12 protein-coding genes are annotated in these 17,327 nt (G+C 37.9%); 7 read left to right on the top strand and 5 right to left on the bottom strand.

The features are described from left to right. Positions 1–2: 2 nt before the first annotated feature. The 7 genes from FW780_RS07280 (at position 3) to FW780_RS22770 (ending at position 10,756) form a co-directional block, all read left to right on the top strand. Positions 3–917: a helix-turn-helix domain-containing protein gene (locus tag FW780_RS07280; RefSeq protein ID WP_149832896.1), complete on the top strand. Its 915-nt coding sequence runs from the start codon at positions 3–5 to the stop codon at positions 915–917. A 218-nt stretch (positions 918–1,135) separates the two neighbouring features. Next, entirely contained in the window at positions 1,136–2,281 is a 1,146-nt protein-coding gene (locus FW780_RS07275) for an efflux RND transporter periplasmic adaptor subunit (protein ID WP_149832893.1), read from the top strand. Between the two features lie 9 nt (positions 2,282–2,290). Continuing rightward, positions 2,291–5,431 (top strand): efflux RND transporter permease subunit, encoded by a 3,141-nt coding sequence (locus FW780_RS07270; protein ID WP_149832891.1) that lies wholly within the window; start codon positions 2,291–2,293, stop codon positions 5,429–5,431. Between the two features lie 17 nt (positions 5,432–5,448). After that, complete coding sequence (locus tag FW780_RS07265; protein WP_241676867.1) at positions 5,449–6,861, top strand: efflux transporter outer membrane subunit; 1,413 nt, start codon at positions 5,449–5,451, stop codon at positions 6,859–6,861. A gap of 59 nt (positions 6,862–6,920) precedes the next feature. Continuing rightward, positions 6,921–7,472: a DUF2652 domain-containing protein gene (locus tag FW780_RS07260; protein ID WP_149832886.1), complete on the top strand. Its 552-nt coding sequence runs from the start codon at positions 6,921–6,923 to the stop codon at positions 7,470–7,472. Positions 7,473–7,856: 384 nt separating this feature from the next. Then, the gene (locus FW780_RS07255; protein WP_149832883.1) at positions 7,857–10,043 is read left to right on the top strand and encodes a TonB-dependent receptor domain-containing protein; all 2,187 of its coding nucleotides are present in this window, start codon (positions 7,857–7,859) and stop codon (positions 10,041–10,043) included. Positions 10,044–10,639: 596 nt separating this feature from the next. Further along, positions 10,640–10,756: a cbb3-type cytochrome c oxidase N-terminal domain-containing protein gene (locus FW780_RS22770; protein WP_167510659.1), complete on the top strand. Its 117-nt coding sequence runs from the start codon at positions 10,640–10,642 to the stop codon at positions 10,754–10,756. 239 nt (positions 10,757–10,995) lie between these two features. Here the strand turns inward: FW780_RS22770 and FW780_RS07245 are convergent, their stop codons facing one another. From FW780_RS07245 to FW780_RS07225, 5 genes are all read right to left on the bottom strand, one after another. Further along, a complete protein-coding gene (locus tag FW780_RS07245; protein ID WP_407643677.1) occupies positions 10,996–13,206 on the bottom strand; it encodes a glycoside hydrolase family 3 C-terminal domain-containing protein in 2,211 nt (736 codons plus the stop codon). A 318-nt stretch (positions 13,207–13,524) separates the two neighbouring features. Beyond that, positions 13,525–14,334, bottom strand: coding sequence for a methionine ABC transporter substrate-binding lipoprotein MetQ (gene metQ / locus FW780_RS07240; RefSeq protein WP_149832878.1), 810 nt, complete (start codon positions 14,332–14,334; stop codon positions 13,525–13,527). Between the two features lie 103 nt (positions 14,335–14,437). After that, positions 14,438–15,094 carry a methionine ABC transporter permease MetI gene (gene metI / locus FW780_RS07235; RefSeq protein ID WP_047378236.1) on the bottom strand — a complete coding sequence of 219 codons (657 nt, stop codon included), beginning with the start codon at positions 15,092–15,094 and terminating at the stop codon, positions 14,438–14,440. Further along, positions 15,087–16,115 (bottom strand): methionine ABC transporter ATP-binding protein, encoded by a 1,029-nt coding sequence (locus tag FW780_RS07230; protein ID WP_149832876.1) that lies wholly within the window; start codon positions 16,113–16,115, stop codon positions 15,087–15,089. Before FW780_RS07230 ends, metI begins: the two co-directional genes overlap by 8 nt. 18 nt (positions 16,116–16,133) lie before the next feature. Then, on the bottom strand, positions 16,134–17,132 hold the full coding sequence (locus tag FW780_RS07225) for an EamA family transporter (RefSeq protein WP_149832875.1): 999 nt from the start codon (positions 17,130–17,132) through the stop codon (positions 16,134–16,136). Between the last annotated feature and the right edge of the window lie 195 nt (positions 17,133–17,327).

The following is a 17,327-nucleotide window of genomic DNA, read 5'->3' as shown; positions in this document are numbered from 1 at the left end:
CAATGTCTAAAAAATCCCAGCCAAAATCAGATTTTGTTTCGCAGTTAGCTTTTGATGAAGTGTTGCAGCAAGTGGAATTTGATCTTAGAATCAAGGAATTTGTGGTGATGGAAATTGATAAGGCCAATTATATCATACAACCGAATATCCCTTACCGTTCAGATTATTTCTGCATTTTTATGATACAGAAAGGCGGGGTTACATTCAGGTTGGATGACAAGAGTTATGAGGTTTCCAAAGGGGATATTGTTTTTTGTCCGATGTTAGAAACTTTCTGGGTGGATGAAATTACTGAAGATTATAATGCTAAGTATATTTTCTTTTCATTAAATTTTATTTCTGATGCAGGTTTTAATTATAAGTCAAATAATGTTTTGAAGAGTCTTTCATCAGACCCTACTCATATCATCAGAAACGAAGCAGATGTGTACAGGAAACTGAATTTTCATCTCGATGAACTTAAGGTTTTGAATGATAAAGAAAAAGATAATTATTATTTTAATGAAATGATCTGGCATCACTTTTCGCTGGTGATCTATGAAATTGATAACTATTTCAAGAAAACAGAAAAACCTCATCAGGTAACCAATAGAGAAGATGAATTAACCACAAGTTTTTTTACGATGGTTCAGCATCATTTCAAAGAAGAACATAATGTGCAGTTCTATGCCGATAAGCTTTTTATCAGCCGTAAATACCTTACAAAGGTCATCAATAAAACAATCTTTAAATCTCCAAGAGATATTATTCATCAGGTTTTGGCAGTCGAAGCCAGATTGCTGTTAAGAAATCCCAACCTGAATATCGCTGAAGTAGCATCTCAATTAAAGTTTTCTGATCAGGCGTCTTTCAGTAAATTTTTCAAAAAACATGTGGGTAGATCTCCTCTGGAATACAGAAAGGATGATTTGTATTGATAATCAGTTGTTTATGGTTTTAAGACGTCTTTTTACCAAATATCAACTATAATTCCAATTAAAAATAACAAATAGTATCATTTATATTGTCTATGAATGATATTTCTCATGTTTTTCAAAATAAGGAGTCTTTTTGACAAAACAAGGAGTTTTTTGAATAATCCTATTGAATTTTTTTCGTTCGATTTTTGTCCGGAAAATTTAAAAGGACTATTGTTATGCAAAGATTTTTTATTCAAAAATCAACCTTACTTTTCCTCTCACTGATCGTTTTGACGGGGTGTGGGAAAGATAATAAAAACCAAGGCTATCAGCAGCAGGCACCGGAATTGCCTGTTGCAAAAGTGACTCAGGGAGACGCTTCTGTTTCCAGAGAATATGCAGCCTCTGTGGAGGGTGTTTCCAATGTTGAAATCAGACCTCAGGTAACAGGATATTTAAGCAAAATCTATGTAGATGAAGGAGACTTTGTAAGAGCGGGCCAGCCTCTGTTCAAAATTGAAGATCAGGTTTTCCGTGAGCAGCTGAAAAGCGCTCAGGCAGCTTTAATTACCGCTCAGGCTACTCTTTCAACCTCTAAAATTGATTTGGACAGAAAAAGAGAACTGTTCAGAAATAAAATGGTTTCAGAAATTCAGGTGAAAGAAGCTGAAGCGGCTTACAATGGAGCAAGAGGAGCCGTAAGCCAATCTACATCCACTATAGAATCTGCAAAAATTAATCTTAATTTTTCTACAATCAAAGCTCCGGTAAGCGGATTTATCGGAAGATTCAACTATCGTCTGGGAAGCTTGATGACACCGGGCAATCAGGAACCAATTACTTTATTGTCAGACATTCATCAGGTATATACGTATTTCAGTTTGAGCGAAAATGATTTTAATAATTTCCAGAAACAATATACGGGAAGCAGTATTGATGAGGTGATCAGAAACACTCCGGCAGTATCATTACTTCTTTCCGGCGGTGAGCAATATGCTGAAAAAGGAAAGATTGATGCCGTAGAAGGACAGTTTAATAAAACAACCGGATCTATTACACTAAGAGCAAAATTCAACAATCCGAACAATCTTTTAAGAAGTGGAAATACCGGTAAAGTTGTACTGGATCAGTTCTACAGCAATGTTATTTTACTTCCCATTGCTTCTACCAGAACCATTCAGGATAAAGTGTTTGTTTTTACCATTCAGGGTGGGAAAGCAGCAATGCTTCCTATTGAGGTGAATGGAAAAGCCGGAGATAACTTCATCGTAGCCAAAGGGCTTAAGGCCGGAGATGAGTATATCACCAGCGGTTTCGACCGATTACAGCCGGGAACTCCTGTAGTGGCACAAAAGAAAAATGCTCAACAGAAAAAATCGTAAGAAGAAATCATGTTAAAGAAAATTATAAAAAGACCCGTACTGGCAACGGTTATTTCCGTATTGCTTGTTATACTGGGGATTGTCGGGATGGTAAGCCTTCCGATTACCAAATTTCCGGACATTGCACCACCTACTGTTATGGTAACCGCTGCTTATCCGGGAGCCAATGCTGAAACGATTGCCAGGTCTGTAGCTCCACCTTTGGAAAATGCGATCAACGGAGTGGAAAATATGGATTACATTACTTCTACCGCAAGTAATGACGGAACATTAAGCATTACCGTTATTTTTAAACTAGGAACGGATCCCGATCAGGCCGCAATTAACGTTCAGAACAGGGTGGCACAGGTAACCAACCAGCTTCCTGCAGAAGTAATTCAGGCGGGAATAACCACGGTGAAAAGACAGAACAGTATGATTGCGATGGTTTCCCTGACCAGTAAGGATGGAAAGATGGACGACCTTTTCCTTGAAAACTACGCGAAAATCAACATTGTTCCGGAACTGAAGAGAGTAAAAGGAGTAGGAGATGCCATGGTGTATGGAAACAAAGATTACTCTATGCGTATCTGGCTGGATCCTAATAAACTGACTTCCTACAATCTTACTCCATCTGATGTTTCCCGCGCTATTCAGACTCAAAACCTTGAAGCAGCACCCGGAAGATTAGGAGAGAGAAGTAAAGAGGTTATGGAATATGTTCTCCGGTACAAAGGGAAATTTACAGAACCGGAGCAATATGAAAATATCACCATCAAAGCATTGAATGATGGTTCTGTTTTAAAACTAAAAGATATTGCCAAAGTAGAATTCGGAGCGTACAGTTACACGGTATCTTCCAATTATAATAAAAAAGCATCCGTAACGATGGCGATCTTCCAGATGGCAGGATCTAATGCGAATGAAGTGCAGATCGCTCTTCAGGAAAGAATGAAAGAACTGGAAAAATCTTTCCCGGCGGGAATGGATTATGAAATTCCATACGCGACTAAAGATGCATTGGATCAGTCTATAGAACAGGTAATTCATACTTTGATAGAAGCATTTATTCTGGTATTCATTGTGGTGTACATTTTCCTTCAGGATTTCCGTTCTACCCTGATTCCGGCTATTGCGGTTCCGGTATCTATTGTAGGAACGTTCTTCTTTATGAAGGTTTTTGGATTCTCGATTAATATCCTGACTTTGTTTGCTCTGGTGTTGGCGATTGGTATTGTGGTGGATGATGCCATTGTAGTGGTAGAAGCCGTTCACGCCAAAATGGAACATAAAAAGCTGAATCCTAGAGCGGCTACAATGTCGGCAATGAGTGAGATTACAGGAGCGATTGTTTCTATTACTCTGATCATGTCTGCCGTATTCGTTCCGGTGGCCTTTATGAGTGGTTCCACGGGATTATTCTACCAACAGTTTGCCTTGACATTGGCGATTGCGATTGTGATTTCAGCGATCAATGCATTAACATTGAGTCCGGCGTTATGCGCTTTATTCTTAAAACAACATCATCCGGGAACGCATGAAAAGATGAATTTCAAAGACCGTTTCTTTGCAGGATTCAATGCGAGTTTTAATAAGCTGACATTCCGATATGGGAAAGCTGTTTTATTCCTTTTAAAAAGAAAATGGGTGGCTCTCATCATCATTGTAGCCTTCGGTGGATTGTTTGCATGGATGTCTATGACAACCCCTAAAGGATTTATTCCGGATGAAGATCAGAGTTTTATTATTGTAACAGCGAATCTTGCTCCGGGAGCATCAAAGGACAGAACTTCAAAAGTAGTTTCTGATACAGAAGACTTATTGATGAAGAATCCTGCTGTGGACAAAGTAATTTCAGTAGATGGATTAAACCTTTTCAGTGGTTCTATGTCTTCTTCAGCAGCTTCTATTTTTGTTAAATTAAAAAAAGGAGGTGAGAGAGGACCTGTGAATAACATCAATGATATCATAGGACAAACTCAGGGAATGCTGTCCCAGGACAAAAGAGCCAATTTCCTTGTGATCAATACACCAACGGTAGACGGTTTCGGAAATACCAGTGGTATGGAGCTTGTGCTTCAGGACCGTACCAACGGAGAACTTCAGAATTTAGGAAATATTTCTTATGGAATGATGGGAGCTTTGATGCAGAGACCGGAAGTGGCAGTAGCATTTACTACTTTCGATGTTACATATCCTCAGTTTGAAGTTCTTGTAGATGAAGTGAAATCTGCACAGCTGGGAGTGAATGTTTCCGACGTATTGGGAGTAATGCAGGGGTATTACGGAAGTATTCAGGCTTCGGATTTCAACAGATTCGGAAAGTATTACAGAGTATTGGTACAATCTACTCCGGAAACAAGACAGGATAAAGAATCCCTGAACGGAATTTTCGTTAAAAATAATTTAGGACAGATGGTTCCTATCAATACGTTGGTAAGCCTTAAGCAGGTAACGGGAGCTGAGGTGGTAGACCGTTTCAATCTATTCAACTCATCCAACTTAACGGTAATGGCTGCTCCGGGATACAGTACCGGACAGGCGATGGCTGCCATTGAAGAAGTGAGCAAGCAGGTGCTTCCTCCGGGTTATACCTACGATTATAAAGGAATGAGCCGTGAAGAAGCAGGTTCAAGCTCGCAGTCAGTAATGATTTTCGGATTATGTATCGTGTTTGTGTTCTTCCTTTTATCTGCTCAATATGAAAGTTATATCCTTCCATTAGCTGTATTAATTGCCATTCCGGTAGGACTTTCAGGAGTTTTTGTAGGGATTACATTTGCGGAGCTGTCTAATAATATTTATGTACAGATTGCTCTCGTTATGCTGATTGGACTTTTAGCAAAAAATGGTATCCTGATTGTGGAATTTGCCATTCAGAGACGTAGAGCAGGGAAGAGTCTTATTGCTTCCGCTGTAGAAGGAGCAAAAGCCCGTTTACGTCCCATTTTGATGACCTCGCTGGCATTTATTACCGGATTGCTGCCGTTGATCTTTGTGGTAGGGCCTTCAGCGATGGGTAACCATTCTATCGGATATGCGGCCATTTCAGGGATGCTTTTCGGAACGATCTTAGGAATTTTTGTGGTTCCGGTTCTTTTCGTGGTATTCCAGGCCTTGCATGAAAGAATCAACGGAAAAGTAGTAACGGATGCGGATTGGGAATATTAATTCAAATGATTTTAAAAATGAAAATTAAAAATATAGCATATATCGCATTCATTTCTGGAACGGCAATTTCATGTAAAGTTCAGAAATATGAACAGCCTGAGGTAAAAATGCCCGAAGCCTTCAGAAGTGGCAGTATTGTAACAGGACAGGAAGAGAATATTGCTAAGATCAGTTACAAAGACTTTTTCAAAGATCCGGTTTTGGTAGGATTGATTGATAAAGCGATGATACAAAATAATGATCTTCAGGTAGCTTTAAAGCAGATAGAATTTGCATCATTGGCATATAATCAGAGTAAGTGGGCTAATATTCCTACGATCAGTGCTTCTGCCAATGCAAATATCAACCGCCCTTCAGACAACAGCATGAACGGGATGATGGCCGGACAGTTCATGGGAAAAAGGTATATGGAAGATTATACAACTTCTCTTAGTTTTTCATGGGAAGCAGATATCTGGGGTAAGATCAAAGGCAGAAAAGAGCAGGCTTTGGCAGAATATCTCAAAACGCAGGAAGCAGCAAAGGCGGTGAAAACACAAGTGGTGTCTGCTGTAGTGCAGGGATATTATAATCTGCTGATGCTGGATACTCAATTGGAAATTACAAAATCCAATTTAGCATATGCTGATAATACTTTAAAATATCTGACTAAACAGCAGGAACTGGGATTAACAACAGCGTTGGCAGTGCAGCAGCAGGAAATTGTAAAAGATCAGATCCTGAAATCAATTCCCGCGATTGAAAGCTCTGTGACGACCCAGGAAAATGCTTTAAGTCTGCTGACAGGCTCAATGCCAGGGAAAATTGAAAGAAGCGCAGGACTGAACAATGTACAGTCTCCGGATCATATTGCAGCGGGAGTTCCTTCAGAATTATTAAGTTACAGACCGGATATTAAAACAGCGGAACTTGAGGTAAGAAAAAGTGCTGCAGCAATCCATGTTGCCAAAATGAGCATGTATCCGTCATTGAATATTACAGCACAAGGAGGTGTAAATGCTTTCCAGATCAGTAAATGGTTCAGTGTTCCGGGATCACTTTTCGGAATGGTGGCAGGAGCTGTTGCGCAGCCTATTCTGAATGGAAAACAGTTGAAAACACAGTATGAACAGTCTAAAGTAGTCGCTGATCAGGCAGAACTCAACTTTAAACAATCTGTTTTAAAAGCGGTAGCAGAAGTGTCCGATGCATTGGTGCAAATCCAAAAACTGGAAGAACAGCAGAAAATTGCAGAAGGACTGGCCGTGAAATCCGGTGAAGCAGTGAAGAAGGCTGATCTTTTATTTAAATATAATTCAGCAACTTATGTAGAGGTAATAATTGCTCAAACCAATAAACTTCAGGCAGAACTGGAACTGGCTTCTCTGAAAACTCAGAGATTGAATGCTATAACAGCACTTTACCGCTCTGTAGGTGGCGGGTGGCAATAAAGTAAAATTGAATCTGCTTCGTCTGTAATGATGAAGCAGGTTTTTAATCCATTATCATTATGAAGACAAATATACAGGAGGGGATCATTTTAATTCCGGATTTCAGCGGATTTACCGAATTTGTGTTCAATACAAAATTGTATACAGGCGAGTATATTGTAAGACAGTTATTGTCTACACTGATTGATGCAAACGATCAGTATTTTGAAATTTCCGAGATTGAAGGGGATGCCATTTTATTTTACCGGTATGATGAAAATCCGTCTTACCAGAGTATTTCAAAAATGCTGTGGAAGATGAGAAGCGCCTTCAACAGAAAGATTGAGGAGCTGAGTAAAAGTTTAAGCACTACCATTGATCTGGCTCTCAAGTTTATTGTTCATTATGGATCTTTTTCACAATATAATATTGGAAACTTCAGAAAGCTATATGGAAAAACGATTGTGGAAGCCCATCAGCTTTTGAAAAACGGAGTGGCAGAACAGCCTTCTTATGCCCTTTTCAGCAATTCTTTTCTGGAAAACAGTAAGAATAAGGAGTCGGATTTTAATAAAGATCCTCGTCGTCTGCCTGAAGTAGGCGTTATCCATTATTTTGAAAATGTAAACTAGCATATATTTTTTAATATTTAATCCTTGTAAATTTGCTATTGCTAGCGGCCCGGGTGAGATCCGGGCTTTTTTGTTGATAAGACTTTTGGAAACTGAATGAATTAACAGATTGTTTTCCTAGTGAAGATTCACGCATTAATGATAAATGATAAAATTTTTTTAATAAAATTTAAATTACAGATAAAATATATTTTTAAGAATATTTATTACGAAAGTGATTTGTATTGTGTTGATTTTTTGAAAATTTTTCACTGTTTTTTAATTTATGCTGGGGTTTTCGGTTGGTATCTTGCTGGGAATTAAGGATTTATTTTATTTTTTTTTACTTTTTGATGTAACAAACTTGTGAAGATAATGGTCTTATAGAAAAAACTATAATTTCACATGAAAGTAATCTTATTTCCAATAGCAATATTAGCAGGTTCATTTGCAATGGCTCAGCAGGCACAGGCCCCGGCAGCAAAGGATACTGTAAAAGGAAATACAAAAGAAATAGAAGCGGTTACTTTGGTTGCCAGAAAACCGACCGTAGAATCTAAAGTAGACAGAACTGTATTTAATGTAGCAAACAGTGCAATTCTGGCAGGAAATACAACATGGGACGTTCTTAGAATGACTCCTTTGGTAAGCATAGATAATAATGATGATGTAAAAGCCGAAGGGCAGATGGTTACGGTATACATCAATGATAGAAAATCTGTTTTTACAGGGAAGGAATTAAAGGAATATCTCAAGACGATTCCTGCCGATAACCTGATGAAAATTGAAGTCATTACCAGCCCTTCCTCAAGATATGAAACTTCAGGCTCCGTGATCAATATTGTCCTGAAAAAAAGAGATGACGAAGGATTGAAAGGAAGCATCTCCCTAAACAACAGACAAAGTACCAAGAATTCACAATACACGAATTTTAACCTGAATTACCATAAGAAAAAGTTTACCCAGACTTTTATTGGAAGTTACAGCAGTGGAAATTATGTACAGAAAACCCAGACATGGGATAACCGATATGAAGGGAATAAGCTTACCCAGTTCAATCTGGAAAATCTAATGAGAAATGAAAGCCCTTCTCTTTCTTCTACATCAGAGTTTGAAATCAATGATAAAAATAATTTCGGATTTGTACTGGAGTATTCACAGAACAGAAATTTGCTTTCAGCAGAATCTGATGGGATGACTTCAAAAGATGGAGATCCCGGTGAATCTTTTCACCAAAGCCAAAATAACTGGGGATTCAGCCGTAATTTAGGGACTAATGCCTTCTACAAATACTATGATAAAGAAAAGAACAGGATTTTAGATGTTAATTTGGGGACCAATTATTCAAGTGATAACAATGATAATTTGATAGACAAACAAATTAATAAGCAGGGTGTGATTACCAATCAGCAGCTGGGAGTTATCAGTACAAACCAAATGCGTAATTATTATCTGAAAATTGATTATACCCATCCTTTTGGTAAAACAGGCGGCACCATGGAAGTAGGAGGGAAAACCGAATTGAATAATCATGTTATTCCTAACAGACTCTATGGATTCAGTATTGATAATGGCACACCGGAATATGCCAATCTTTCCAAGAATGACAGATTCCATTATGAAGATCACCTAAGTTCTTTATATGCCAATTATAGCAAAACATTTTTCGAAAAACTGGAAACAAGAGTAGGAATCCGATATGAATATATTGATTATAAAGTAACACAAGATGTAGCAGGCACAGAGAGAAGAGATTCTTATGGAACGTTTCTTCCCAATTTATTGTTGAAATACAATTTTTCAGAGAAATTTGATTTGAGTCTTACCTATAACCGAAGCATCTGGAGACCTTGGTATTCTGAGTTTAATCCTTTCGTGATGCCGGAAATTAACGGAACCTATTCCAGAGGAAACCTTTATCTGAATCCCAACCCGAATGACCGGCTTTATCTGAAATTCGGAATTCTGAAAAAGTATTTTATTTCTGCAAGATATATGCATACCAATCAGGATTACTGGACTACTTATGTAACAGAAAACGGCAGAACGGTTTCTCTGCCCGGGAATTTTGACGGAAAAGTAGAAAAATACTACCTTTTTGCCAATACCAATCAAAATTTCCTGAAAAATAAACTGAACGTAAATGCCGGATTTGGATGGTATTATATTAATAATAAGGATTTTAACGAAAAAAACAAATTAGGAGCTAAAGATTATATCAGTTATTGGGGAGCCTCTGCGAATGTTTCTTACACGAATCTTTTCAATAAAAACATTAACCTGAGTGCATGGGTGGAACTTGCCAATCAGAACAATGGAAATTCATATGCGAATAATACCAACGTATTCCACAATATTTCAGTTACCAAAATATTCCCGAAAACTCAGATGGAACTAAGTATGCAGCTGATGAATATTTTTAAAAGACCTTATGGTGACAACACAACTTACAGTCAGGATGGAACTTTCAGAGAGTATTCAAAATGGGACTGGTACGGAGTTTCTCTTACGTTTGTGAAGCGTTTCGGAAACCAGAAGGTAAAAGAAAATACAAAAACCGACGTTGAGAAAAACGCTGGCGGAGGAAAATAATTTAAGATTTGTTAGATCGTATAAAAGCAGGTTTCAATTGGGAATCTGCTTTTTTATTAACTATATAAACACCTGGTTTCTCAGAAGCGTACATAAAGTGTAGGAGACTAGTTGCTGTATAAACGCAATGTTCGCAAAGGTGTATTATATTGTATACTTTTTTCGATCGCAGTGGCACTTCGTTTAGCAAAAGGCATTTGTCTCAGCTAAATGTAACGGCTTTGCGAACTCTTTTCCATAAAATTATTTCTAAAAGAATTGCGCTTTTTTGCGTTTAAATAATAGCATCTTATAGATTTCGTAATTTAAGCAGAGCAAAAACTATGTGATCTGTTGGAGCATAAAAAACAGATCCCAATCTGGAATCTGTTTGCATTCTATCTAAATGTAATGTTTGCAAAGGTGTATTATATTGTATACTTTTTTCGATCGCAGCGGCACTTCGTTTAGCAAAAGGCATTTGTCTCAGCTAAATGTAACGGCTTTGCGAACTCTTTTCCATAAAATTATTTCTAAAAGAATTGCGCTTTTTTGTGTTTAAATAATAGCATCTTATAGATTTCGTAATTTAAGCAGAGCAAAAACTATGTGATCTGTTGGAGCATAAAAAACAGATCCCAATCTGGAATCTGCTTGCATTCTATCTAAATGTAATATTCGCAAAGGTGTATTATATTGTATACTTTTTTCGATCGCAGCGGCACTTCGTTTAGCAAAAAGGTATTTTTCTCAGCTGAGTGTAACGGCTTTGCGAAATCTTTTCCATAAAATTATTTCTAAAAGAATTGCGTTCTTTTGCGTTTAAATAATATCATCTTATAGATTTCGTAATTTAAGCAGAGCAAAAACTATGTGATCAGTTGGAGAATAAAAAAACAGATCCCAATCTGGAATCTGTTTGCATTCTATCAAATAATTATTAAATAGAGTTTATACTCTTAACTCTCAGTTTTTATTTAAGTGTAAATTTCACTTTCGTTTTAATGGCATCGGAAGAATTCCCGATCAATGCTTCAAAATCTCCAGGTTCAGCTACCCAGTCGTGCTTTTGAGCATCAAAATAACTTAAAGCCGTTTTATCAATGGTGAAAGTAACTTCTTTTTGTTCACCCGGATTCAGATATACTTTTTCAAAACCTTTCAGCTCTTTTGCAGGACGTGGAACAGATGATTTTAAATCGCTGATGTAAAGCTGGGCAACTTCAGCACCTGCCTTTTTACCTGTATTTTTAACCGTTACTGTAAACGTAATTTTACCATCCTGTGAAAGGGTTGTCTGGTCTGCTTTTGCCTTTCCGAATTCAAAAGTCGTATAGCTCAGTCCATGTCCAAAACTGAATAAAGGTTTTATATTTTTAGTGTCATGCCAGCGGTATCCTACAAAAACACCTTCGTTGTAAGTAATATTGATAGGGTTTTTCTGATCTTTACCTTTTCCTGCGGCAAATTCATCTTTCTGTCCAGGATATTCTCCAAGCTGATGCGCTGAATTGTCTTCAAGCTTTACCGGGAATGTAAACGGAAGTTTTCCTGATGGATTCGCGTCACCTGCCAGAATAGAGGCAATAGAATTTCCGGCTTCAGAACCCAGATACCACGACTGTAAAACGGTCGGAACTTCTTTGATCCACGGCATAGCTACAGCATTTCCGGAAACCAGAACAACGGCAAGATTTTTATTTGCTTTTGCAAGAGCGGAGATCACATGATCCTGATTATAAGGTAATCCATAACTCTTTCTGTCGTTTCCTTCACTGTCCTGAAAGTCTGATTTATTCAACCCTCCAACGAAAATGACGTAATCTGATTTTTTTGCCAATTCTACTGCTTCATTCAGTAATTCGGTTTCAGAACGGGTATCTTTTAAATCCTGTCCGGATTTTACACCGTTATATTCACCTCCGATATCTCCTACATAACCTCTTGCATACTGTACATCTGCCTGCTTTCCAAATCTGGATTTAATTCCGTCAAGAGGAAGAGTTTCGTATTTCACTTTCAAAGATGAAGAACCTCCTCCTACAGTCATTATTTTAATGGCATTTTCTCCGATAACGGCTATTTTTTTAGCCTTACTGATATCAATTGGAAGAACATTTCCCTGGTTTTTTAATAAAACAATTCCTTCTTCACCAATTTCTTTTGCAACAGCTTTATGTTCTTCAGAAGCAATATTTCCGAAAGGTTTGTTGCGGTTCATTGTTGTTTTATAGGCAAGACGAAGCAATCTTGTTACTTTATCATCAAGTTCTGTAGTACCTACTTTTCCTGCTTTAATCAGATCTAGATAAGGTTTAGCAAGATAGTAATTGTCATAGGCATTTTTAGTTCCGGCAGAAAGTCCGTTGGTCCAAGATCCGAATTCCAGATCAAGACCATTGTGAATGGCTTGTTCCGTATTGTTTACAGCACCCCAGTCAGAGACTACAACGCCTTTATAATTCCATTCTTTTTTTAAAATATCGTTTAACAGATATTGATTCTGGCTGGCATACTGGCCTTTATACATATCGTAAGCACCCATGATTGTCCACGAATCACCCTCTGTTACCGCCGCTTTGAAAGGTGGAAGATAAATTTCATAAAGAGTTCTGTCATCCACATTCACATTGCTTGTATGACGGAACATTTCCTGGTTGTTCAGGGCAAAATGTTTCACAGAAGTTGCCACCCCATTAGATTGTACCCCTTTGATATAGGGAACTACCATTTTTGAAGTCAGATAAGGATCTTCACCCATATATTCAAAATTTCTTCCATTCAACGGAGTTCTGTAAATATTAACTCCAGGTCCCAGAAGAATATCTTTTTTTCTGTAGCGGGCTTCTTCACCCAAAGCTTTACCATAGTTCCATGACATTTTTTTATTCCAGGTAGCGGATAAAGCAGTCAGAGCAGGGTAGGCGATAATAGAGTCGTTGGTCCATCCGGCCTGATCCCATTCGTCCCACATTACTTCCGGACGTACCCCGTGGGGACCGTCAGTGGTCCAAAATTCCGGAATTCCCAATCTTGGAACACCTGGTGAACTGAATTTCGACTGTGCATGAAGCATTGCCACTTTCTCTTCCAGTGTCATTCTTGATAATGCATCCTGAATACGCTGTTCTACAGGTTTGGATTCATCTAAATAAACGGGAAGGGTATTATTAGTCTGAGCCATATAAGAAGCAGAAATAAAGGTGAATAAACTTATAATGACGGTTTTCTTTAACATGATGCCTTTCTATTTGATTAAAAACAAAAATAAAGAAAATTTCTTTATTATCTCAAATTGAGAAAATAAATTTTAAAGAATAAAAAAACTGCCCACATATTCGCAGACAGCCCATTGTTGAATATTTTTTATTGATAATGGTGGAAAAAATGAAAAGAGCAGATTACAAAGACATTATCCCTCATACTCTCAAACCCTCATACTTTCAAACTCGTATCCCGAATCCATTCTCACAACTCTAATACTCTCCAACCCTCAAACTCATTAATCCCATCCTTTCACAGCCCCGCCTTTGAAGATTTCTTTGGCTTTCTTTTCCACTTCCGGAGACTGATAGGCTTTTACAAAGTTTTTTACTTTCTGACTGTTTTTATTATCCTGTCTGGCAACCACCAGATTTACATACGGAGAGTCTTTATCTTCTACAAGGACACCCTGTTTTTCCGAATCTAATCCAGCCTGAGCTGCAAAATTGTTATTGATAATCCCTACAACAACGTCTCTGTCATCTAAAACCCTTGGAATCTGCGCTCCTTCAATCTCCATGATTTTTAGTTGCTTCGGATTTTCTGTAATATCTGTTACTTTTGGTAAAAGTCCTACACCTTCTTTTAATTTTAAAAGACCGCTTTTCTGCAGAAGAAGTAAAGAACGCCCTCCGTTGGTTGGGTCATTGGGAATAACAACAGTGTTGCCTTCCTGCAGCTGACTGATATTTTTAATCTTTTTTGAATAGGCGATAATAGGGTACACAAATGTATTTCCTACAGGGACGAGGTTGTATCCTCTCTGTTTGGATTGTTCTGTCAAATAAGGAAGATGCTGAAAAGCATTGGCATCAATATCTCCGTTTGTCAGGGCTTCATTGGGAACTACATAATCATTAAACGGAATAAGTTCCACTTCCAGATTATATTTATCCTTAGCTACTTTTTTGGCCACCTCAGCAATTTCCTGCTCCGGACCATAGGTGATTCCCACGCGGATAAAGTTAGGGTCATCTTTTCTTCCCGAACAGGCGCTGAACAGTAATATTCCTGCAGTTAATAAACCAAAAATCTTTATTTTTTTCATTCTAATTAAATTTTATATATACTGATCTCGCATCACATATCTCGCATTACGCATCTCGTAACCCGAATCTCAAACCCTCAAACCCTCCGACACTCTCACCCAACTACCTGTGATCAAACCTTTTTGACAATCGGTCTCCCGCAAATTGTATGATGAAGACCAGCAGAACAAGCAGAATCAACACTGTATTCATAATGACAATATCATAGCCGATATACCCGTACTGGTAACCAACCTGTCCAAGTCCGCCTGCACCTACAGCACCACCCATTGCAGAGTATCCTACAAGTGTGATTAAAGTGATAGTGGCATTGTTAATTAAAGAAGGAAGTGCTTCAGGAAGCAATACTTTTCTGATAATCTGTAAAGGAGAAGCTCCCAAAGCTCTTGCCGTTTCTATAAGACCATGAGGAACCTCAATAAGGCTGTTCTCAACAAGTCTCGCAATAAACGGAGCTGCACCCACACTTAGCGGAACCAAAGCTGCATTTACTCCAATAGATGTTCCCGCCAGAATTCTGGTAAAAGGAATCATCCATACAATCAGAATAATAAAAGGAATAGCACGGAAAATATTAACCAGAATAGATAATCCTCTATGATAGACTGCATTTTCCAACAGCTGTCCTTTTCTGGTTAAAAATAACATGATTCCTACCGGAAGTCCAAGCACAAAACCAAAAAATCCGGATAAAAATGTCATGTAAACCGTTTCCCAGGTTCCTTTTGCCAAAAGGGCAATTACCGTATCACTAAGCATATCCTTTTACTGTATTTTGAATTTTATTTTGGTTGAAATAATAGATCGCCTGTTGGTTTTCTTCCGCCTCACCCTGAAGCTGCAGCAGAAGCTTACCGAAGTTGGAATTTCCAAAATACTCTACATCTGCTTTTAAAAGTTTATAAGGGATTTTATATTGATTGTACAGCGTTGAAAGAATTTGTTCAACACTGATGTTTTCGTTAAGTTCTATTTCGACCAGCGGAAATAAACCGTCTTTTGGTTCTTTCTGCAGTCTGCTGCTGAGTTCCTGTGGCAGGGTCATGATGTCTGAATTTATAAATTGCCTGATTATCGGGTTTTCTTTATCCGAAATAATCTCGCTTAAAGTTCCTTTTGTTAATAATTTTCCTTTGTCGATCACTGCAACGTGGTTGCAGACCGCTTTGATAACTTCCATTTCGTGGGTAATTAAAAGGATGGTAATTCCCAGTCTCTGATTGATATCTCTTAAAAGCTGTAAGATAGATTGCGTGGTAGCCGGATCCAGTGCGCTGGTTGCTTCATCACAAAGCAGAAGGTGAGGATCATTAGCGAGGGCCCTTGCAATAGCTACCCTTTGTTTTTGCCCACCCGAAAGGCTTCTGGGGTAATCATTGGCTTTATCCTCAAGGCCTACGATCTTCAGTAGTTCGTTAACTTTTCTGTTGATTTCATCCTTACTGCTGTGATCCAGTTCCAAAGGAAGAGCTACATTATCAAAAACAGTTCTTGAAGAAAGAAGATTGAAATGCTGGAAGATCATTCCGATTTTTTTACGTTCCTCAGCCAGTTGCTTAGAATTGAGCTGGGTAAAATCTTTTCCATTAATAATAATCTGCCCTTCATCTGGTCTTTCCAGTAAATTTACTGTACGGATCAGGGTACTTTTTCCTGCCCCCGAAAAACCGATAATTCCTACAATATCTCCCTTCTCTATATTTAAACTCACCTTATCCAGGGCCTTAAAGGACTGCTTTTTCTGGTGAAATGTTTTCGATATGTTTCTGATTTCTATCATTCTGATTTTGTATACTGTTTAAATAGGCTGATATGGTCTGCCTGCTCTGTTAAAAAATCTTCTTACTCTTCTGATTTTTACCTTTGACCGTTTTGAAAGTCTGAAATACTTGGTGACATTCGTTAGAAGTACTCCCAGCAATATGATGAATAAACCATATAGCTGACCTCCATTGATGCTTTGATTGGCAACAATCCAGCCTGCAATCACTGTTACAATAGGATTGATGTAGGTATGGGTGCTTACCAAAGCAGCTGGTTTTACGGACAGAAGCCAAATGTACGACAAATAAGCGACTATCGATCCAAAGAAGATCAAAAATAGGACTCCAAACCATGCCGATAACGGAACAGCAGAAACTGAAAAATCAGTCCATTCTTTTCTTAAAAAAGCAATTAAAAAAGATGCTAGTCCCGCTACTATAAGCTGTTGAGCAATATTCATAAAGGTAGATTGTGAAGCCGGATTTTTCTTTGAATATAAAGATCCCAGTACCCATGCTATGGAACTTAATCCTAATACCACAAACGCAGTAATACGAAGGTTTCCGTCAGCAACTGCATGGGCTGCATTTGAATGTACACTGCCTTTTAAAAACATAATTAACCCAGCAAATCCAATGGCCAGTCCTATCGGAATGAATTTATCTGAAAAGTAATATTTCCAGTTTTTTCTGTCGATTGCAATAAACCAGAACGGGCCGGTTGCAATAGAAATTGCCGCTTCTGAAGCTGTCACATATTGTTCTCCCCAGGCTACAAGTCCTGTTCCTCCGGTAAGAATAAGAATACCGGTAATAGCATTTTTCTTCCAGTTGATCAGAGAATTTGCTTTTTCTCCTTTAGAAAGAAGATATCCTATCATCAGGATTCCAGCAACTAGAAATCTTAACCCTGAAAGAATGAATGGCGGAAAACCCTTTAAGCCAAATGAAATAGCTAAAAACGTAATTCCCCATATCACATAGATGTTTGTAAAAGCTAATGGAATTAACCATTTGTTTTTAGAATTGCTCATTTTTATTTTTTTATGTTTTTGTGTTCAATAAAAAAGGCTCTACCACGTGGTAAAGCCTTTGAAAATATATCTATATAAAAGTAAGGTCAACCACAGTATTCTTGATGTACAGGCATACAGATATCCTTCATCATGTTTTTGATGATATGTTTCTTTATTGAATTATTTTTGAATTCTGCCTTCATTTTGTTTTAT

The sequence above is a fragment of the Chryseobacterium sediminis genome (assembly GCF_008386505.1).
GTDB lineage: Bacteria > Bacteroidota > Bacteroidia > Flavobacteriales > Weeksellaceae > Chryseobacterium > Chryseobacterium sediminis.
Note: the sequence above shows the minus strand (reverse complement) of the source record. Positions and strands in the feature narration are given on the sequence as shown.